Below are 19,837 nucleotides of genomic sequence, written 5' to 3' on the forward strand. Positions count from 1 at the left end.
TGGGTTGGAATCCAGACACAAAAAACCGCAGCACGTCCACGCGGCGGCTGCGCCCTTCCCTTTGCGCCATGGGCTAGAGCTTATGCTTTGTCGAATACTGCTTGCCGACGATTACCCGCTGTTTCGCGCGGGTATGCGGGCATTGCTGGAAAAACAACAAGAATACGAAATCGTCGGTGAAGCGGGCGATGGCCAGGCAGCGATCGAACTGGCCTCCAGTCTCAAGCCGGACATCGTCCTGCTGGATATGTCGATGGAGCGCATGAACAGCGTCGCGGCGCTCAAGGAACTGTCACTGCGGGCGCCGCGCAGCAAGGTGCTGATGCTGTCGATGCACACCGACACGCACTTCGTGATGAAGTGCCTGCAACTGGGCGCCCATGGCTACCTGCTGAAGACCGCGACGGTGCTGGAACTGGAACTGGCCCTCAAGGCCCTGCGCCACGGTGGCCAGTACCTGTCCTCGGCGGTGGTGCCACTGGTGGTCAACCAGGCGGTGCGCCAGAGCCATGAGCAGCCGATCAAGGCCAGCCAGGTCGCGCTGACCGCCCGCCAGCTGGAAATCCTCCGGCTGATCGCCCGCGGCGAGTCGACCCGCTCCATTGCCGTCGGCCTCGGCCTCAGCGTCAAGACCGTGGAAGCCCATCGCTCGCAGATCATGCACCGCCTGCGGATTCACGACATCGCCGGCCTGGTGCTGTTCGCCGTGCGCGAAGGGATCATTCAGATCAACGACTGAAGGGCGTCGCGCAGGCCGCCGGGGATCGACACCGGCTGGTTGCTCGCGCGATCGACGAACACATGGACGAAGCGCCCCGCGGCGCAGGCCTCGTCTTCGCCGGCCTTGAACACCGCCAGTTCGTATTGCACCGAGCTGTTGCCGAGCTTGCCGACCCGCAGGCCGATCTCGATGCGTTCGGGGAAGGCCACCGAAGCGAAGTAATCGCAGGCGGAACTGACCACGAAGCCGACGACTTCGCCGTCGTGGATATCCAGCCCGCCCTGCTCGATCAGGTAGGTGTTCACCGCCGTGTCGAAAAAGCTGTAGTAGGTGACGTTGTTCACATGGCCGTAGACATCGTTGTCGTGCCAGCGGGTGATGATCGGCTGGAAATGCCGGTAGTCGGCACGGTGTGGCAGGCGGTCGGTCATGGGGGCCTCGGCTCGGAAACGAGCAGTCAGAAATGGGCGCCGAGAAAGCTGAAATAGCGCTCGCGGTACTCCGGGAGTTCGTTCGCCAGGTGATGCCGGGCCTCGGCCAGCATCAACACTTCGGGCTGGTCGAACTTGCTGCGCAGCACCGTCAGGTTGTGCTGCCAGTCGACGGTCATGTCGCCATCACCCTGGACGATCAACGGCCGCCGCGGACTTTTCGCCGCGCCTTCGATACCCGGGATCCAGCGCGCCAGGGCGCCGACCCAGGCGGTCGGCAGGCGCTGCGGTTGCAGCGGATCGGCCTGCAGGAACGGCATGAACGCCGGGTCATGGGTGTTCTCGCTGAAACGCCGGGCAATGCCTTTGACGAACGGCTTGAGCAGGTAGTAACTGAGCTTCGACCAGCCCCAGGCCCGTGGCCGCACCAGCGGCGAAAGCAGCACCACCTTGCCCTGGGCCGGGCTGTCGAGACCATGCCGGAGCAGGTGGTCGACGACGATGGCGCCCCCCGTGCTCTGGCCGAACAGGTGCCAGGGCTGTGGCAGGTCAAGGGACCGGGCCTCGTCGAACAACCCCTCCAGCGCCCGTTGATACTCGGCGAAGTCATCGATACTGGCCCGCTCGCCACTGGACAGGCCATGGCCCGGCAGGTCACAGGCGATCACCGCGAAGCCGCGGTCCAGCGCCCAGTCGATCACATTGCGGTACAGCCCCATGTGATCGTAGAAACCGTGGAACAGGAACAGCGTCGCCACGGGGTCCCGCGGCAGCCAGAGCTGGCTGACCAGGTCGAAGCCGCCGCTGCGGAAACCACCGAGGCGGCTGCTGAAGGGCGAGGTGCGGTGGGCCAGATCCAGGCCATAGAAGCGCTGATAGGCCTGCGCCGATGCCGACAAGGGCTGCGCGGCGGCCAGGGGTCGCAGGCTGGCGCGCAGGGAATCGGGGTCGAAGGTGGCAGGCATAAGGGGCTTCCAGGCAAGGGTGCGGCAACGTCGAGGCGTTTTACTGATCTGCGATATTCTTCTGTCAGGGCGGGCATGGCAAGCTACCCGACCTTCGAGGACCGAATCGCCATGCCCCAGACTCGTCACAAGACATTACTCGCCGGCCTGCTCGCCGTGGTTTGCGCGGCGGGCCTGTGGCTGGCCTACGATTGGTTCCAGGGCCGTTATATCCGTGCCTTCAGCGACCAGACCGCGTTGTTCGCCGGTGATCGCCTCAGCCTGCCGGCAGACCTGGCCGGCCCCGGCCGGATCCGCCTGGTGCATTTCTGGGACCCAGCCTGTCCGTGCAATGTCGGCAACCAGCAGCACCTGGGCGAACTGATCGCGCATTTCGCGCCGCTGGGCGTGGACTTCTACTCGGTGCAGAAACCCGGCACCCACGGCCAACTCCCCGCCACCCTGGGCGCCATCCGCCCGTTGGAGAGCCTCCCCGGCGCCGAGCACCTGACGGTCAGCCCGGCGGTGGCGATCTGGGACCGCGACGGCCGGCTCGCCTACTTCGGTCCCTACAGCCAGGGCGCCACCTGCAACTCCAGCAACAGCTTTATCGAGCCGATCCTGCAGGCCCTGAGCGAAGGGCGCGCGGTCAATGCCACCCACAACATGGCGGTGGGCTGTTACTGCCCGTGGGACGGGGTTGGCAAATGAACAAGGCGAACCGGACTTTTTGAGGTAAAGACTATTTGTGCGATGTATCCGCCTGCCCGCCTGTGCTAAACCTTAGCGGCTCGGCACCGGTAGCCCTGACACGAACAAGGAACCCCGCATGAAACGCAGCATGACCGTTCTCGCCGTCCTGATCGTCGCCCTGGCCGGCGCGGGGACCTGGTACGTCCAGGGCAAACTGCCGACGCGCCAGGGCCAGGTCACGCTGGACAACCTGCAAGGACCGGTCACCGTGCGCTACGACGAGCGTGGCGTGCCGCATATCCGTGCCGAGAACGACACCGACCTGTATCGCGCCCTGGGTTACGTGCATGCCCAGGACCGCCTGTTCCAGATGGAAATCGTCCGGCGCCTGGCCCGTGGCGAACTGTCCGAGATCCTCGGGCCCAAGACCCTGGAAACCGACAAGCTGTTCCGCAGCCTGCGCATTCGTGACCGCGCCGACCGTTACGTCGCCGAGCTGGACAAGCAATCCCCCGCCTGGAAGGCCCTGCAAGCCTATCTGGACGGCATCAACCAGTACCAGGCCACTCACGCCAGGCCGGTGGAGTTCGACGTGCTGGGCATCGAGCGCAGGCCCTTTACCGCCGAAGACACCATCAGCATCGCCGGCTACATGGCCTACAGCTTCGCCGCCGCCTTCCGCACCGAGCCGCTGCTGACCTATGTGCGGGACAAGCTCGGCGCCGACTACCTGAAGGTGTTCGACCTGGAGTGGCGCCCCCAGGGCATGCTCGGCTCGCCGATACCACTGGCCGACAGCGACTGGAAAGGCCTCGGCGCCCTGGCCCGGCTCAGCGACGAAGCCCTGCGCGATGCCGGCGTGCCGCAGTTCGAGGGCAGCAACGCCTGGGCGGTGTCCGGCAGCCGGACCAAAAGCGGCAAGCCGCTGCTGGCGGGCGACCCGCATATCGCCTTCTCGACCCCGGCGGTGTGGTACGAGGCGCAGTTGTCGGCACCGGATTTCGAGTTGTACGGTTATCACCAGGCCCTGGTGCCGTTCGCCTTTCTCGGCAACAACACGGCATTCGGCTGGAGCCTGACCATGTTCCAGAACGACGACCTGGACCTGATCGCCGAGAAGACCAACCCCGAGAACCCCAACCAGGTCTGGTACCACGGCCAGTGGGTCGAGATGACCCGCAGCGAACAGCAGATCGCGGTCAAGGGCCAGCCGCCGGTGACCTTCACCCTGCTCCAGTCGCCCCACGGGCCGATCGTCAACGATGTGATCGGCGCCAATGCCGGGGCCAGGCCGATTGCCATGTGGTGGGCCTTTCTCGAAACCCCGAACCCGATTCTCCAGGGCTTCTACGAACTCAACCGCGCCGACACCCTGGACAAGGTGCGCGAGGCCGCCGGAAAGATCCAGGCGCCCGGCCTCAACCTGATGTGGGCCAATGCCAAGGGGGATATCGGCTGGTGGGCCGCGGCGTTGCTGCCCAAGCGTCCGGAGGGGGTCAACCCGGCGTTCATTCTCGACGGCAGCACCGGCGACGCGGACAAGGACGGCTTCTACCCCTTCAGCGCCAATCCCCAGGAAGAGAACCCGGCACGGGGCTATATCGTCTCGGCCAACGCCCAGCCGGCCTCGCCCACCGGCATGGTCATTCCCGGCTACTACAACCTCGCCGATCGCGGCCAGCAACTGAACCGGCAACTGGCCGATACCAGCGTGCGCTGGAGCCTGGAGAACAGCCAGAAACTGCAACTGGGCACCACCACCGACTACGGGCCGCGACTGCTCCGGCCGCTGCTGCCGGCCCTGCGCGAAGCGGCGAAGGACCCGGCCGAGCTGAAGCTGGTGGAGCAGTTGGCGATGTGGAAGGGCGATTATCCGATGAGTTCCACCAGCGCCACGCTGTTCAACCAGTTCCTCTACGAACTGGCCCGCGCGGCGATGCATGACAAGCTCGGCGACGACTACTTCAACACCCTGCTCAGCACCCGGGTGGTGGACGCCGCGTTGCCGCGCCTGGCCGCCGATGAACATTCACCCTGGTGGAACGGCAACCGCGCCGACACGGTGAAACGCGCCTGGCAGGCAACGCTGGCCCATCTCAAGGCCACCTACGGCGACGATCCGGGTGCCTGGGTGTGGGGCAAGGCCCATACCCTGACCCACGGCCATCCGCTGGGACGGCAGAAGCCGCTGGACCGGCTGTTCAATGTCGGGCCCTTCGATGCGCCGGGCACCCACGAAGTGCCGAACAACCTCTCGGCGAAGATCGGCCCGGCGCCCTGGCCGGTGACCTATGGCCCGTCGACCCGGCGGCTGATCGACTTCGCCGACCCGGACCACGGCCTGACCATCAACCCGGTGGGACAGAGCGGCGTGCTGTTCGACAAGCACTACAGCGACCAGGCCGAAACCTATATCGAAGGCGGGTACGAGCAGGTGCATATGAACGAGGTCGAAGTCTCGGCCAACACCCGCAGCGTGCTCAAGCTGATGCCGGCCAAGTGACCCATCCCCCCCGATCGTTCCCACGCTCCGCGTGGGAATGCAGCCCGTGACGCTGCGCGTCACAAAGCGGACGCCGAGCGTCCATAGAGGCATTCCCACGCAGAGCGTGGGAACGATCAACACAGGTTTCTCTGTGGGAGCCGGCTTGCTGGCGATGAACGATAACGCGGCGTGTCTGAAACACCGCGTCGCCTGAATCGCCAGCAAGCCGGCTCCCACAGCTCTAGCCACCCGCCCGGCGAAGACGCCCTGGCGCCTCGCCATAGATCTCCTTGAATTTCTTGCTGAAGGCCGCCTGCGACTGATAGCCGACCTGGGCGGCGATATCGCTCAGGCCCAGGTGTGAATTGCTCAACAGGCCATAAGCCAGTTCCATCCGCACCCGCGTCAGCAACACCCACGGCGACTCCCCCGCGACCTTCACGAACGTGCGCATGAAGCTCGCCCGCGACATGTTCGCCAACGCGGCCAGGCCGTCGATGGTCCACTCGTGGGCCGGGTCTTCGAGCATGCCCTGCCAGGCCCGGCTCAGGCGCTTGTCCGCCAGCAGTGCGAGGGTGCCGCTGGCCTGCGCCTGCTGTTGCAGGTAGACCCGCAGGATCAGCGTGAACAACGCCGACGACAAGGCATCCACCAGGAACCGCGCCCCGGCCTGGTCACCGTCGGCCTCCACCCGCAACAACCCCACCAGCGCTGCCAGCTGCCCGCTGGCCGGCAGGTCGCGGCTGGACACCACCAGGTATTCCGGCAGGGCCGCGAACAGCATCGACTCGCGCTGGTAATGGAAACGCCCGCACAACAGGTCCAGTTCGACGCGCCCGCCGCCGAACCGATGCACCGGCAACAGGCCGTCCTGGCTGATCCGTGGCGTGGCCGGCGCCACCCGCTGCCCGGGGCTGCGCAACAGATGCGTACCGCCGCCCGGCAGCACAAGGATATCCCCGGTCTGCAACCGCACCGTCCGACCGCCCGGCAATTCGACCTGGCAATCACCGTCCAGGACGATGTGATACGGCGCGATACCGACGCTTTCCTGCTCATGATCCAGCGCCCAGTCGCCCTGCAACTGGCAGCGCAGGTCCAGGCGGCCACGGACCCCGGCCAGCACGATGAGCTTGTCGATCGAGTTCATTTGCGCATATCGGACAAAGGGTTGAGTGAATCGGACAAAAGTGTCTACACCAGATAGGGAACACTAGGCTCGTTGCTTGAGCAGTCTACCCTTACTTATTCAGGAGTTACCATCATGTTTCTCAACTGGTCCGAACTACTGCCTACCATCAAGAATGCATTCGGTGCATTGAGCAAGTCCAATCCGAAGATGGTCCAGGCCTATATGAAGTTGGGCGAGGCGGCGGCGGAAAACAATGTGCTGGACGCCAAGACCCGTGAACTGATTTCCATCGCCGTGGCGATTTCCACCCGTTGCGACGGCTGTATCGGTGCTCATACCGACGCCGCGATCAAGGCCGGTGCGACCCGCGAGGAAGTCGCCGCCGCCCTGGCCACCGCCATTTCGCTGAATGCCGGGGCCGCCTATATCTACTCGCTGCATGCCCTGGAGGCTTACGACAGCCTGAAATCCTGAGTGATCGTCAACGCGGTTATGCTTCTCTCTCCCCTTTCGGGCCCGGACACTTTGTTGTCCCGGGCCCTTTTTTATTTATTCGATTATTTCGCCAGGAACAGCTGAAACGAACGAGTAAAAAGTTGAGCACAGCGAACAGGAACAGCAACTTGCGAAACTTCAGGACAAACCCGACTTGTTAACCACTGAAGTTCAAAGAAACACCCTGCCGTTTTCCTTCACGCCCTGGCTGCAACTGCTCTGGCAATTGAGCACGAGCGGAGCCTTGCGCGGTTGCCCATGGCCTCTTCGTGGGCAAGCCCACTCCCACAGTTCTGAAACCTTGTGGGGATGGGCTTGCCCACGAAAGGGTCACCGCAGCCACCCCAAGCCTCAAGCCAATCCGGCAAAATGCTGGCGAAACTGCTGTGGCGTCACTCCCAGGCGTCGCTGGAACACACTGCGCATATGGTGCGCGTCGCGAAACCCGCATTCGTAGGCAACGGTCTTCAATGGCGAGTTGCCGCTTTCGAGCATCACCCGTGCCGCGTCCACCCGTGCACTCTCGACAAACTCCGCCGGGGTCACGCAGGTCTCGCGGACAAACACCCGGGAGAAATTACGCGCGCTCATGTTGGTCGCCTTGGCCAGCTCGGCGATGCTCAGGTCGCCGGTCAGGTGGGCCAGCACATACTGCTGGACCTGGGCCACCGGCGAGGACGCCTCGGCATAGGGTGTCAGGTAGGGACTGAACTGCGACTGGCCGCCCGAACGCTGGGTGAACACCACCAGCCGCTTGGCCACGTTGAGGGCCACTTCCGCGCCCTGGTCGCGGGACAGCAGGTACAACGACAGATCGATGCCCGCCGTCACCCCCGCCGAAGTGAACAGCTTCTCGTCCTGGACATACAGGCGATCGGCCTCGACCCGGGTGGTCGGGCACAGCGCCGCCAGGGCTTGCGAGTCGTTCCAGTGGGTGGTCACCGTGCGCCCCTCCAGCAAGCCGGCCCGGGCAAGCATGAACGCGCCGTTGCAGATCGAACCGAAGAAGCCGGCACGGCCGCTGGCAGCCCGCAGCCAGGCATGGAATTCTTCGCCGAAATCCTGCCCCGGCAGGCTCGGTCCGCCGGCACACAACAACAGGTCGTAGCTCGCCAGGGCTTCGCTGAAATGCCGATGCGCCTGGATCGCCAGGCCATTGGAACAGGGCACCCAGCCGCGTTCGACACCGATCACTTCAAGGTGGTACTGGGCGTCGGGCAGCAGGAAGCGGTTGGCTTCGGCAAAGACATCCATCGGCCCCGTGACATCCAGGGACTGGACGCCGGAGAACACGACAACGGCGACGGTGCGGGTCATGGAACAAGCCTCATTCAGATCAGCCCTACGGTAACCAAACCCCCGTCGCGATGCGAGGCGGACCTCGCCGCTGGCCGGAAAAGCCCGCTGCTTGGCACGATTGCGACGCCTGCCGCGAACCCGGCCGGAAAACCCGCCAGGCTGTCCGGATTGCGCCCCTCGCGCGGCTACGGAGCCTCCCGGCCGATCCTGATAATAGCCGGCCTTGACGCGGCACTTGCGCCACGTCGCTGACCGGAGCGATACGCACCATGAGTACCCCCGTTGTTGTAAACGCCGAACGAGTCGGCCCGGCCTTCTCGGTCGACGGCATGCTGCTGGCCCGCCAGAAAACCCGTGAAGTGATTGCCCGTATCGCCGAGCGCGTGGAGCCGGGCATGGTCGAGGAAGACGCGGTCGAGATGGCCAAGCAGGTCCTGGTCGGCAGCGGCCTGCAACTGAGCTGGCACCCGACCCGGGTGCGCTTTGGCAGCAACACCACCAAGGCGATGAAGCAGTCGTCGGAGCCCGGCATCGTGCTGCGCGACAACGATATTTTCTTTATCGACCTGGCACCGCGCGTCGAAGCCTGGGAAGGCGATGGCGGCGCGACATTCGTGGTCGGCCAGCACAAGGAATACGAGCGTTGCGCCCGTGACGCCGAGAACCTGTTCCATGAAGTGCGGGAAATCTGGACCCGCGACAAGCTCAGCGGGCGGGCCCTGTACGATCATGCCGACCGTATCGCCCGCTCCATGGGCTGGGAACTGAACTTCGACCTGCCGGGCCACCGGGTCTCGGACTTCCCCCATGCGACCATCCACACCGGCTCCCTGGCCGAGTTCGAGCTGAGCCCTTCGGCCATGCGCTGGATCCTCGAGATCCATATCCGTGACCCGCAGAAACGCTTCGGGGCCTTCTTCGAAGACATGCTGCTGGATGACGCCTACTACGTTTGAACCCGCCCGCCCCTGGCCGCGCCTGCACGTTCGGCCTGCCGGCTGATCGCGAGCCGACTCGGCTTCTGCAGCGAATCGGCGCTGGCGCGAAACCCGCCCCGAATGGCCGCAATCGCCACCTTGTGTCGATAGCGGCCAACCTTGTACCCCGCCAGACTGACTCCATCGGCGCCAACCCGGCGCTCGCCCCCCAGGAGTCATGACCATGAGCAACACCATTGCCGGTATCAGGATCCCCGACAGCGCGCTGGCCAGGGCCACCACCGAATACATCCGCGATGTGGAAAGCGACCTGCTGTACAACCACTCGCGCCGGGTGTTCCTGTTCGGCGCCCTCAGCGGCGAACGCAAGCAACTGCCCTACAACCCCGAACTGCTCTATGTCGGCGCGATGTTCCACGACCTCGGCCTGGTGGAAGGCCATCGCAGCGACGACGATCGCTTCGAAGTGGACGGCGCCAACGCCGCCAAGGCGTTCATGAAGCCCTACGGGCTGTCGGATGACGATATCGAGCAGGTCTGGCTGTCGATTGCCCTGCACACCACGCCGGGCGTGCCCCAGTACCTGCGCCCGACGGTGGCGCTGGTGACCGCGGGCGTGGAGATGGATGTGCTGGGGATGGACTACGCCGCGTTCCCTGCCGCGCAGCGCGAAGCCGTGGTGCATGCGCATCCACGTGGGGAAGGGTTCAAGGAGTGCATCATCTGCGCGTTTGCCGATGGGCTGCGCCATCGTCCGCTGACCACCTTCGGCAACGTCAAGACCGACGTGCTGAAGGACAAGGACCCGAGCTTCAAGCCGATGAACTTCGTCGAGGTGATCCGGCGTTCGCCGTGGGCCGAGTGACTCACCTGCGGATGTGTCGGTGGTCTTGAGGGCCTCTTCGCTGGCAAGCCAGCTCCCACAGGGGTCTCCAGTCGTACACAAAATCCATGTACGCCCAGGACCTGTGGGAGCGGGCTTGCCCGCATTGCGGCATTCCGAGGGCCTCTTCGCTGGCAAGCCAGCTCCCACAGGGGTCTCCAGTCGCACACAAAATCCATGTACGACCAGAACCTGTGGGAGCGGGCTTGTCCGCATTGCGGCATTCCGAGGGCCTCTTCGCTGGCAAGCCAGCTCCCACAAGGGGCTCCAGTCGTACATAAAATCCATGTACGCCCAGAACCTGTGGGAGCGGGCTTGCCCGCGAAGCTTTTTGAACGCTACGCGGTCTCGGCCGCCGGCGCGCGACGCACGTCCGGTTGCTTCCACGAATCCGCCGCGCCTTCCTCGATGGCTTGCTGGATGGCTTTCTTGCGGCGCTCTTCGGCCTGGCGGCTGAAGTACCAGACCAGGAAGGTCACCAGCGACACCGCCAGCAGGATCAGGCTCGCCACCGCGTTGATTTCCGGCTTCACGCCCAGGCGCACCGCCGAGAACACTTCCATCGGCAAGGTGGTGGAACCCGGACCCGAAACGAAGCTGGCCAGTACCAGGTCATCCAGGGACAAGGCGAACGACATCATGCCGCCCGCCGCCAGCGACGGCGCGATCATCGGGATGGTGATCAGGAAGAACACCTTCCACGGCCGCGCACCGAGGTCCATGGCCGCCTCTTCGATGGACAGGTCCAGCTCGCGCAGGCGTGCCGAGACCACCACTGCCACATAGGCCGCACAGAACGTCGTGTGGGCGATCCAGATGGTGACGATGCCACGCTCCTGGGGCCAGCCGATCATCTGCGCCATGGCCACGAACAGCAGCAACAGCGACAGACCGGTGATCACTTCCGGCATCACCAGTGGCGCCGTGACCAGGCCACCGAACAGGGTACGCCCCTTGAAGCGGGTGATACGGGTCAGCACGAACGCCGCCAGGGTGCCCAGCGCCACCGCCGCGACGGCGGTGTAGCAGGCGATTTCCAGCGAGCGGGCGACCGAGCCCATCAGTTGGGTGTTGTCCAGCAGGCCGACGTACCACTTCACCGACCAGCCGCCCCAGACCGTCACCAGCTTGGAGGCGTTGAACGAGTAGATCACCAGGATCAGCATCGGCAGGTAGATGAACAACAGGCCCAGCACCAGCATCAGGTTTGAAAAACTGAAGCGCTTCATTCCTTGCCCTCCATTTCTTTAGCCTGACTGCGGTTGAACAGAATGATCGGCACGATCAGGATCGCCAGCATCACCACGGCGAGCGCGGACGCCACCGGCCAGTCACGGTTGTTGAAGAACTCTTGCCACAGCACTTTACCGATCATCAGGGTTTCCGGACCGCCGAGCAGCTCGGGGATCACGAACTCGCCCACCACCGGGATGAACACCAGCATGCAGCCGGCGATGATGCCGTTCTTCGACAGCGGCACGGTGATCTTCCAGAAGCTGTTGAAGCGGCTCGAACCCAGGTCGGACGCGGCCTCCAGCAGGCTGTTGTCGTGCTTCACGAGGTTGGCGTAGAGCGGCAGGATCATGAACGGCAGATAGGAATACACAACGCCGATATACACCGCCAGGTTGGTATTGAGGATCTGCAGCGGTTCGCTGATCAGCCCGGTCCACATCAGGAACGCGTTGAGCAGCCCGTTGTTGCTGAGGATGCCCATCCAGGCATAGACGCGGATCAGGATCGCGGTCCAGGTCGGCATCATGATCAGCAGCACCAGCACGGTCTGCAATTCCTTGCGCGCGCTGGCGATGGCATAGGCCATCGGGTAGCCGATCAGCAGGCACAGCAGCGTGCTGAAGAAGGCCATCTTCAGCGAGCCGAGGTAGGCCGCCAGGTACAGGTCATCGTCGCCCAGCATCGAATAGTTGCCGAGGTTGAGGACCAGTTGCAGCTTCTGTTCGACGAAGGTGTAGATCTCGGTATACGGCGGAATCGCCACATCCGCTTCAGCAAAGCTGATCTTCAGGACGATGAAGAACGGCAGCATGAAGAACAGGAACAGCCAGAGGAAAGGGATCCCGATGACCGCATGGCGGCCGGAGGGGGTTATTCGCTGCAGTTGGCGCTTGAGCTTTCGCATGTTCATGAGCGCAGTACCACGCCGCTGTCGTCTTCCCACCAGACGTACACTTCGTCACCCCAGGTCGGCCGCGCGCCCTGGCGCTCGGCGTTGGCGACGAAGGACTGCACCAGCTTGCCGCTCGGCAGCTCGACGTAGAACACCGAGTGACCACCGAGGTAGGCGATATCGTGCACCTTGCCGCGCGACCAGTTGTACTCGCACTGCGGCTGGGTCGTGGTGACCAGCAGCTTCTCCGGACGGATCGCGTAGGTCACGCTCTTGTCCTGGACCGACGTGGTCACGCCGTGGCCGACGTAGATGCTGCGTTCCAGCTCGGGGCTGGTGATCCGCGCATAACCTTCGGCATCCTCGACCACCGAACCTTCGAAGATATTGACGTTGCCGATGAACTCACAGACCAGGCGGCTGGTCGGGGTTTCGTAGATGTCGATCGGGCTGCCGATCTGGGCGATCCAGCCCAGGTGCATGATCGCGATCCGCTCGGCCATGGTCATGGCCTCTTCCTGGTCGTGGGTCACCATGACGCAGGTCACGCCGACGCGCTCGATGATCTCGACAAGCTCAAGCTGCATCTGCGAACGCAGCTTCTTGTCCAGAGCACCCATGGGCTCGTCGAGCAGCAACAGCTTCGGCCGCTTGGCCAGGGAACGGGCCAGGGCCACGCGCTGGCGCTGGCCACCGGAGAGCTGGTGCGGCTTGCGCTTGGCGTACTGGCTCATCTGCACCAGCTTGAGCATTTCGGCCACGCGGGCATCGATCTCGGCTTTCGGGATCTTGTCCTGCTGCAGGCCGAAGGCGATGTTCTGGGCCACGGTCATGTGCGGGAACAACGCATAGGACTGGAACATCATGTTGATCGGCCGCTCATAGGGCGGCATCTCGGTGATGTCCACGCCATCGAGGTAGATCCGGCCTTCGGTCGGCCGTTCAAAACCCGCGAGCATGCGCAGCAAGGTGGATTTACCCGAACCCGAGCCGCCGAGCAGGGCGAAGATCTCGCCCTTCTTGATTTCCAGGGACACATCGTCCACGGCAATCGTCTCGTCGAACTTCTTCGTGACCCGGTCGATCTTGACCAACACCTGCTTGGGTGATTGGTCGCCCTCGAGGGCTTTCTTATAGGCGCCGGAGGCAACAGCCATTTGCAAAACTCCCAACAAAATTTAACCGCGGGGCCAAGACGGCCCGGCGTTGGATAGTTTGACCCGAGGGTCCCTTCGGGCTACTTGCCCGACTTCACCTTGGTCCAGCTGCGGGTCATCAAACGTTGGATTTTCGGGGGTAGTTCAGAGTTGACATAAAGCTTGTCCACTACAGCTTGCGGTGGGTAAACCGCTTCGTCGGTGCGCACAGACTGATCCATCAGTTCGCCAGCCTTTGGGTTCGGGTTGGCATAGCCGACATAATCGCTGACCTGGGCGATCGCTTCAGGTTGCAGCAGATAATTGATGAAGGCGTGGGCCTCCTTGACGTTGCCGGCGTCCTTGGGAATCGCCAGCATGTCGAACCAGAGGTTGCCGCCTTCCTTGGGAATCACGTAGGCGATGTCCACGCCTTTCTTCGCCTCTTCGGCGCGCTTGCGGGCCTGGAAGATGTCGCCGGAGAACCCGGCGGCCACGCAGATCTCGCCGTTGGCCAGATCCGAGATGTACTTGGACGAGTTGAAGTAGGTGATGTACGGACGCACCTTCAGCAACTTCTCTTCAGCCAGCTTGTAATCCTTTTCATTGGTGCTGTTGGGGCTCAGGCCCATGTAGTTCAGCACCGCCGGCAGCATTTCATCGGCCGAATCGAGGAACGCCACGCCACAGCTGGAAAGCTTCTTGATGTTCTCCGGCTCGAACAACACCGCCCAGGAGTCGATCTTGTCGACGCCCAGCACCGCCTTGACCTTCTCGACGTTGTAGCCGATGCCATTGGTGCCCCACAGGTACGGCACGGCGTACTGGTTGCCCGGATCGTTCTTCTCCAGGCGCTTCATCAGCAGCGGGTCGAGGTTGGCGAAGTTGGGCAACTGCGACTTGTCGAGCTTCTGGAAGGCGCCGGCCTTGATCTGCTTGCCGAGGAAGTGGTTGGACGGCACGACCACGTCATAGCCGGTATGCCCGGCCAGCAACTTGCCTTCCAGGGTTTCATTGGAATCGAAGACGTCATAGACCGGCTTGATACCGGTGGCCTTCTCGAAGTCGGCCAGGGTGCTCTCGCCGATATAATCGGACCAGTTATAAATATGCACGGTGGGGGCGGCCTGGATACTGACGGTCAACGTCAGGCCGGCACCGACCAGCATGGCTTTGCGAAACAAAGAAATAGACACTCGGAGGTCCTCTCAATAGTTGGGCCTGAGTTGCCCGGGTCACATGGCGTCAAACCGCCCGGTGACAAAACCGGCGCGCAACTTACCCTCGATAAACCGATCCAGCAAAGTTTTCTGTCGATGGGCGTGGAGCTTGTCGGGGCCGGGCTGCCCGCGAAGAACAGTGACGCGCTGTGCCTGAGGCACCACAGCGCTCTTGCGATTCGCGGGCAAGCCCGGCTCCTACGGTTGGAGCGGTGTTACATCAAGCGGATTATTTACCCGACTTGATCTTGGTCCAGCTGCGGGTCAGCTCACGCTGGGTCGCGGCCGGCAGGTCGGCGATAGCGTAGAGCTTGGCCTGTACGTCCGCAGGCGGATAGATGCCCGGGTCGCTGGTGATGCTCTTGTCGACCAGGGCGGTGGCCTTGGCGTTACCGTTCGGGAAACGCACGCTGTCGGTGATCGCGGCCATGACTTCCGGCTTGAGCAGGTAGTTCATGAACTTGTAGGCACCGTCGATGTTTTCCGCGTCCTTGGGAATCGCGACCATGTCGTAGAAGCTGCCTGCGCCTTCCTTCGGAATGTCGTAGGCGACCTTGACCTTGTCGCCGGCTTCGGCGGCACGGGACTTGGCCTGCTGGATATCACCCGAGTAACCCACGGCGACGCAGATGTTGCCGTTGGCCAGGTCGGAAATGTACTTGGACGAGTGGAAGTAGGTGATCGATGGACGAATCTTCAGGAACAGATCCTCGGCCTTCTTGATATCTTCCTTCTTCTGGCTGTCGGTCGGCAGGCCCAGGTAGTGCAGGGCTACCGGCAACATCTCGGTCGGCGAATCGAGGAAGCTCACGCCACAGCTCTTGAGCTTGGCAATGTTTTCCGGCTTGAGCAGGACATCCCACGAATCGATCTTGTCCACGCCCAGCGCGGCCTTGACCTTCTCCGGGTTGTAGCCGATGCCGATCGAGCCCCACATGTACGGGAATGCGTGCTTGTTGCCCGGGTCGCTGACCGAAACCGCCTTCAGCAGATCCTTGTTGAGGTTGTCGTAGTTGGACAGCTTGGACCGGTCCAGCTCCTGATAGACGCCCGCCTTGATCTGCTTGGCCAGGAAGTTGTTGGACGGCACCACGATGTCGTAACCGGACTTGCCGGCCAGCAACTTGGCTTCCAGGGTTTCGTTGCTGTCGAATACGTCGTAGACCACCTTGATCCCGGACTCTTTTTCAAAGTTCGCGATGGTGTCCGGGGCGATGTAGTCGGACCAGTTATAGACGTGCAGCACCTTGTCATCGGCCTGGGCGGCACCCATCGCGCCCAGCAAAGACAGGGCAAGGAGAGTCTTGCCAGCGTTCTTCAAACCTAATGCCTTCATGCGTCATGCTCCAATTTTTCTTTTTAACCAGCTGTTCGGCGGCCGATTCCCGGGCAACTCGGAACAGTGGGGTAGTCTGGCAAGATCCCAGGTGGGCTTTCAAGGAAAGACCCGCCTTTCTGATCGCTCCGAGCGCAAGTGCCCACAACGCACTTGCGCTCAAAGCCTAGCACTTAGCCCTGCAACGCACTCAGGGTCAGATCCAGGCACTGACGCGCCTTGGCCACCAGCTCGTCGATCTCGGCCTTGCTGATCACCAGTGGCGGGGCAATGATCATGGTGTCGCCGACGGCACGCATGATCAGGCCATTGTTGAAGCAGAACTGCCGGCAGATCATGCCGACGCCCTTCCCTTCGTACCGCGCACGGGTGGCCTTGTCCTTGACCAGTTCGATGGCCCCCAGCAGACCCACACCGCGAACTTCACCCACCAGCGGGTGATCGTTCAGTTCCCGCAGACGTTTCTGCAAATAGGGTGCCGTTTCGGCATGGACGTTCTCGATAATTTTTTCATCGCGCATGATGCGGATGTTTTCCAGCGCCACCGCCGCCGCCACCGGGTGACCGGAGTAGGTGAAACCGTGGTTGAAGTCGCCGCCTTCGTTGAGGACCGCGACCACGTCGTCACGCACGATCAGGCCACCCATGGGGATGTAGCCGGAGGTCAGGCCCTTGGCGATGGTCATCATGTGCGGCTTGAGGCCGTAGAAATCGGTACCGAACCACTCACCGGTGCGCCCGAAGCCACAAATCACCTCGTCGGCGACAAACAGGATGTCGTACTTGGCAAGGATTTCCTTGACCCGCGGCCAGTAGCTGTCCGGCGGCACGATCACACCGCCGGCACCCTGGATCGGCTCGGCGATAAAGGCCCCGACGGTGTCCACGCCGAGTTCGAGAATCTTTTCTTCCAGCTGGTTGGCCGCCCAGATGCCGAACTCTTCCGGGCTCATGTCGCCGCCCTCACCGAACCAGTAGGGCTGCGGGATATGGACGATGCCCGGAATCGGCAGATCGCCCTGTTCGTGCATGTAGGTCATGCCACCCAGGCTCGCGCCGGCCACGGTGGAACCGTGATAACCGTTCTTGCGGCTGATGATGGTTTTCTTTTTCGGCTGGCCCTTGATCGCCCAGTAGTGGCGGACCATGCGCAGCATGGTGTCGTTGCCTTCCGAGCCGGAACCGGTGAAGAACACGTGGTTCATGCCTTCGGGGGCGATATCGGCGATGGCCTTGGCCAGTTCCAGTACCGGCGGGTGGGCGGTCTGGAAGAACAGGTTGTAATAAGGCAGCTCGCGCATCTGCTTGCTGGCGGCGTCGGCCAGCTCGTCGCGCCCGTAACCGATGGCCACGCACCAGAGGCCGGCCATGCCGTCGAGGATCTTGTTGCCTTCGCTGTCCCAGAGGTAAACGCCCTTGGCGTTGGTGATGATGCGCGGGCCTTTCTCTTTCAACTGCTTGAAGTCGCTGAAGGGGGCCAGGTGGTGATCGCTGCTGAGGGCTTGCCACTCGCGGGTTTGCGGGTTGTTGCTGGTCATACGGTTCTCCTGGATAACAGTGAGGGCGCGGCTATGAACCGCCGCGCCCGGCGCATCAGACGGCAAAGAGCAGGAATTCCCGCTCCCACGAACTGATGACGCGCTTGAAGTTTTCATGCTCGGCCCGCTTGACCGCGACGTAGCCCGTGATGAATTTCTTGCCCAGATATTTCTCGATGGTCTTGCTGTTTTCCATCCGCTCCAGGGCGTCTTCGATGGTCAGCGGCAGGCGCAGGTTGCGACGCTCGTAGCCGCGACCGACCACCGGCGCGCTCGGTGTCATGCCTTCGACCATGCCGATGTAGCCACACAGCAGGCTGGCGGCGATGGCCAGGTACGGGTTGGCGTCGGCCCCCGGCAGGCGGTTTTCCACCCGACGGTTCTGCGGGCCGGCATCCGGGACCCGCAGGCCCACGGTACGGTTCTCTTCGCCCCACTCCACGTTCACCGGTGCCGAGGTATCCGGCAGGAAGCGGCGGAACGAGTTGACGTTCGGCGCGAACAGCGGCAACAGCTCGGGGATCAGCTTCTGCAGGCCGCCGATATGATTGAGGAACAGGTCGCTCTTGGTCCCGTCTTCATTGGAGAAGATGTTCTTGCCGGTCTCGATGTCGATGATGCTCTGGTGCAGGTGCATGGCACTGCCCGGCTCACCGGTCATCGGCTTGGCCATGAAGGTCGCGGCCACGTCGTGCTTGAGCGCCGCCTCGCGCATGGTCCGCTTGAACACCAGGATCTGGTCGGCCAGGGACAGGGCATCGCCGTGACGGAAGTTGATTTCCATCTGCGCCGTGCCGTCTTCATGGATCAGTGTGTCGAGATCCAGTTCCTGCAGTTCGCACCAGTCGTAGACGTCTTCGAACAGCGGGTCGAATTCGTTGGCCGCCTCGATGGAAAAGGACTGGCGACCGGTTTCCGGGCGACCGGAGCGGCCGATCGGCGGCTGCAGCGGGAAGTCCGGGTCTTCGCAGCGCTTGGTCAGGTAAAACTCCATTTCCGGCGCCACGATCGGCTGCCAGCCCTTGTCGGCATAGAGTTTCAGGACCTTCTTGAGCACGTTGCGCGGCGACAGCTCGATGGGGTTGCCCTGCTTGTCGTAGGTGTCGTGGATCACCTGGGCGGTGGGTTCGATGGCCCAGGGCACCAGGTACACCGCGTTGCTGTCGGGGCGGCAGATCATGTCGATGTCCGCCGGGTCGAGCAGTTCGTAATAGATGTCGTCTTCGACATAGTCGCCGGTCACGGTCTGCAACAGAACGCTCTCGGGCAGGCGCATGCCTTTTTCGGCAATGAACTTGTTGGTCGGCGAGATCTTGCCCCGGGTGATCCCGGTCAGATCGCCAATCATGCATTCGACTTCTGTGATCTTGTGGTCTTTCAACCAATCGGTGAGCTGGTCGAGGTTGTTACTCATAAATGCCTCTGGGCTGGGTTTCCTGACCTGCATAATAGAGGTCAGGCGTTCGTTGACGCATCCGCGTCGCGTTGTATTGCCCGCTTTCGACAGGCATCGCCAAATGCCTGGAAAATCGCCAGGTAGACCGGGTTGGACAGGACCTGCCATTCCGGGTGCCATTGCACACCTAAAGCAAAAGCCTTGCCTCCTGTCACCGAGACCGCCTCGATCAGGCCGTCCGGGGCCCGTGCCTCGACCCGCAGGCCCGGCGCCAGGCGGTCGACGCCCTGGCTGTGGATCGAATTGACCTGGAACTCCGGCGGCAGACCCAGGCCCGCCAGGACACCACCGGGCTCGACCTGCATCGAATGCGCGGGGCCGTACTGGACCTCCAGCGGCTGACTCTCGTCCTCACGATGATCCATGAAGGTTCCCACTTCATGAACCTTCTGATGCAGGCTGCCACCGAACGCCACATTCATTTCCTGGAAACCGCGGCAGATGCCGAGCACCGGGATGCCCGCCGCCACGGCGGCGCGAATCAGCGGGAGGGTGACGCGGTCCCGTGCAGAATCATGAGCAGTGCCTGGCGCGCTGGCCGGACCGCCATACAAATGGGGTTCCACGTTGGAAGGAGAGCCGGTAAAAAGAAGGCCGTCGATACCGTCCAGAATATCGGACGGTTCGAACAGATCCGCCAATGACGGAAGGATCAGCGGCAAGCCCCTGGCAGCGACAGCGACTGCGCGGACGTACTTATCGCCACTGATGTGATAAGCATGCAAACCGACCTGTTTGGAGCAGGCGGTGACGCCGATTAACGGCAGGCGAGACATGAAGCACCCCGGTATTATTGCTGTTATGGGTTTTAATCGAGCTTAGCCTTGTTCATTTTTTTACACAACACCCCCGTAAAAAATACAACACGGCCCGCTCAAGCCTGCGGTGCCCAAGGGGACAGAGGGGCAAAAAACGCCCCAAAATGCCCCAAAAAAGGCCTTCGAGCGCTTTTTCAGGGCAAAAAATGCCTCGCTTGACTTCGGCATGCCGTTCGGGTTGACT

At 62.8% G+C, this 19,837-nt stretch carries 18 protein-coding genes; 6 read left to right on the forward strand and 12 right to left on the reverse strand.

The window, feature by feature from the left end; translation table 11 throughout:
• The first annotated feature begins 82 nt into the window (after window positions 1-82).
• Entirely contained in the window at window positions 83-739 is a 657-nt protein-coding gene (locus tag HX881_RS07055) for a response regulator transcription factor (protein ID WP_042935672.1), read from the forward strand.
• Here the strand turns inward: HX881_RS07055 and HX881_RS07060 are convergent.
• A complete protein-coding gene (locus HX881_RS07060; protein ID WP_017127063.1) occupies window positions 724-1,152 on the reverse strand; it encodes an acyl-CoA thioesterase in 429 nt (142 codons plus the stop codon). The two genes, HX881_RS07055 and HX881_RS07060, sit on opposite strands and share 16 nt — an antisense overlap.
• Window positions 1,153-1,178: 26 nt before the next feature.
• Entirely contained in the window at window positions 1,179-2,117 is a 939-nt protein-coding gene (gene bipL, locus HX881_RS07065) for a phospholipase BipL (RefSeq protein ID WP_177083652.1), read from the reverse strand.
• 111 nt (window positions 2,118-2,228) lie between these two features.
• On the opposite strand from bipL, the gene HX881_RS07070 reads away from it, so the two are divergent.
• The gene (locus HX881_RS07070; RefSeq protein WP_425503454.1) at window positions 2,229-2,807 is read left to right on the forward strand and encodes a DUF6436 domain-containing protein; all 579 of its coding nucleotides are present in this window, start codon (window positions 2,229-2,231) and stop codon (window positions 2,805-2,807) included.
• Between the two features lie 118 nt (window positions 2,808-2,925).
• Window positions 2,926-5,292 carry a penicillin acylase family protein gene (locus tag HX881_RS07075; RefSeq protein ID WP_177083656.1) on the forward strand — a complete coding sequence of 789 codons (2,367 nt, stop codon included), beginning with the start codon at window positions 2,926-2,928 and terminating at the stop codon, window positions 5,290-5,292.
• A 223-nt stretch (window positions 5,293-5,515) separates the two neighbouring features.
• Here the strand turns inward: HX881_RS07075 and HX881_RS07080 are convergent, their stop codons facing one another.
• On the reverse strand, window positions 5,516-6,424 hold the full coding sequence (locus HX881_RS07080; protein WP_177083658.1) for an AraC family transcriptional regulator: 909 nt from the start codon (window positions 6,422-6,424) through the stop codon (window positions 5,516-5,518).
• A 114-nt stretch (window positions 6,425-6,538) separates the two neighbouring features.
• Between HX881_RS07080 and HX881_RS07085 the strand changes: the two genes are divergently transcribed.
• Window positions 6,539-6,880, forward strand: a complete 342-nt coding sequence (locus HX881_RS07085; RefSeq protein ID WP_017127068.1) for a carboxymuconolactone decarboxylase family protein — start codon at window positions 6,539-6,541, stop codon at window positions 6,878-6,880.
• A gap of 372 nt (window positions 6,881-7,252) precedes the next feature.
• Here HX881_RS07085 and HX881_RS07090 read toward each other — a convergent pair whose 3' ends face one another.
• Entirely contained in the window at window positions 7,253-8,218 is a 966-nt protein-coding gene (locus HX881_RS07090; RefSeq protein WP_177083660.1) for a GlxA family transcriptional regulator, read from the reverse strand.
• Window positions 8,219-8,469: 251 nt separating this feature from the next.
• Between HX881_RS07090 and HX881_RS07095 the strand changes: the two genes are divergently transcribed.
• A complete protein-coding gene (locus tag HX881_RS07095; RefSeq protein WP_177083662.1) occupies window positions 8,470-9,156 on the forward strand; it encodes a M24 family metallopeptidase in 687 nt (228 codons plus the stop codon).
• Window positions 9,157-9,361: 205 nt separating this feature from the next.
• Complete coding sequence (locus tag HX881_RS07100; protein WP_177083664.1) at window positions 9,362-10,003, forward strand: HD domain-containing protein; 642 nt, start codon at window positions 9,362-9,364, stop codon at window positions 10,001-10,003.
• Between the two features lie 356 nt (window positions 10,004-10,359).
• Here the strand turns inward: HX881_RS07100 and HX881_RS07105 are convergent, their stop codons facing one another.
• From HX881_RS07105 to HX881_RS07140, 8 genes are all read right to left on the reverse strand, one after another.
• Entirely contained in the window at window positions 10,360-11,250 is an 891-nt protein-coding gene (locus tag HX881_RS07105; protein ID WP_017125328.1) for an ABC transporter permease subunit, read from the reverse strand.
• Entirely contained in the window at window positions 11,247-12,167 is a 921-nt protein-coding gene (locus HX881_RS07110; protein WP_017125329.1) for an ABC transporter permease subunit, read from the reverse strand. The genes HX881_RS07105 and HX881_RS07110 overlap by 4 nt, the downstream gene beginning before the upstream one ends.
• Window positions 12,164-13,306, reverse strand: coding sequence for an ABC transporter ATP-binding protein (locus HX881_RS07115; RefSeq protein WP_017125330.1), 1,143 nt, complete (start codon window positions 13,304-13,306; stop codon window positions 12,164-12,166). The genes HX881_RS07110 and HX881_RS07115 overlap by 4 nt, the downstream gene beginning before the upstream one ends.
• A gap of 80 nt (window positions 13,307-13,386) precedes the next feature.
• A complete protein-coding gene (locus tag HX881_RS07120; RefSeq protein WP_042935057.1) occupies window positions 13,387-14,481 on the reverse strand; it encodes a polyamine ABC transporter substrate-binding protein in 1,095 nt (364 codons plus the stop codon).
• Between the two features lie 253 nt (window positions 14,482-14,734).
• A complete protein-coding gene (locus HX881_RS07125; RefSeq protein ID WP_017125333.1) occupies window positions 14,735-15,826 on the reverse strand; it encodes a polyamine ABC transporter substrate-binding protein in 1,092 nt (363 codons plus the stop codon).
• A gap of 188 nt (window positions 15,827-16,014) precedes the next feature.
• Window positions 16,015-17,379 (reverse strand): aspartate aminotransferase family protein, encoded by a 1,365-nt coding sequence (locus tag HX881_RS07130; RefSeq protein WP_017125334.1) that lies wholly within the window; start codon window positions 17,377-17,379, stop codon window positions 16,015-16,017.
• 55 nt (window positions 17,380-17,434) lie between these two features.
• Window positions 17,435-18,793, reverse strand: coding sequence for a glutamine synthetase family protein (locus tag HX881_RS07135; RefSeq protein WP_103032819.1), 1,359 nt, complete (start codon window positions 18,791-18,793; stop codon window positions 17,435-17,437).
• A gap of 41 nt (window positions 18,794-18,834) precedes the next feature.
• Entirely contained in the window at window positions 18,835-19,611 is a 777-nt protein-coding gene (locus tag HX881_RS07140) for a gamma-glutamyl-gamma-aminobutyrate hydrolase family protein (RefSeq protein WP_017125335.1), read from the reverse strand.
• Window positions 19,612-19,837: the final 226 nt, after the last annotated feature.

Origin of the sequence: Pseudomonas gingeri (assembly GCF_013386115.1) — a bacterium.
Taxonomy (GTDB): domain Bacteria; phylum Pseudomonadota; class Gammaproteobacteria; order Pseudomonadales; family Pseudomonadaceae; genus Aquipseudomonas; species Aquipseudomonas gingeri.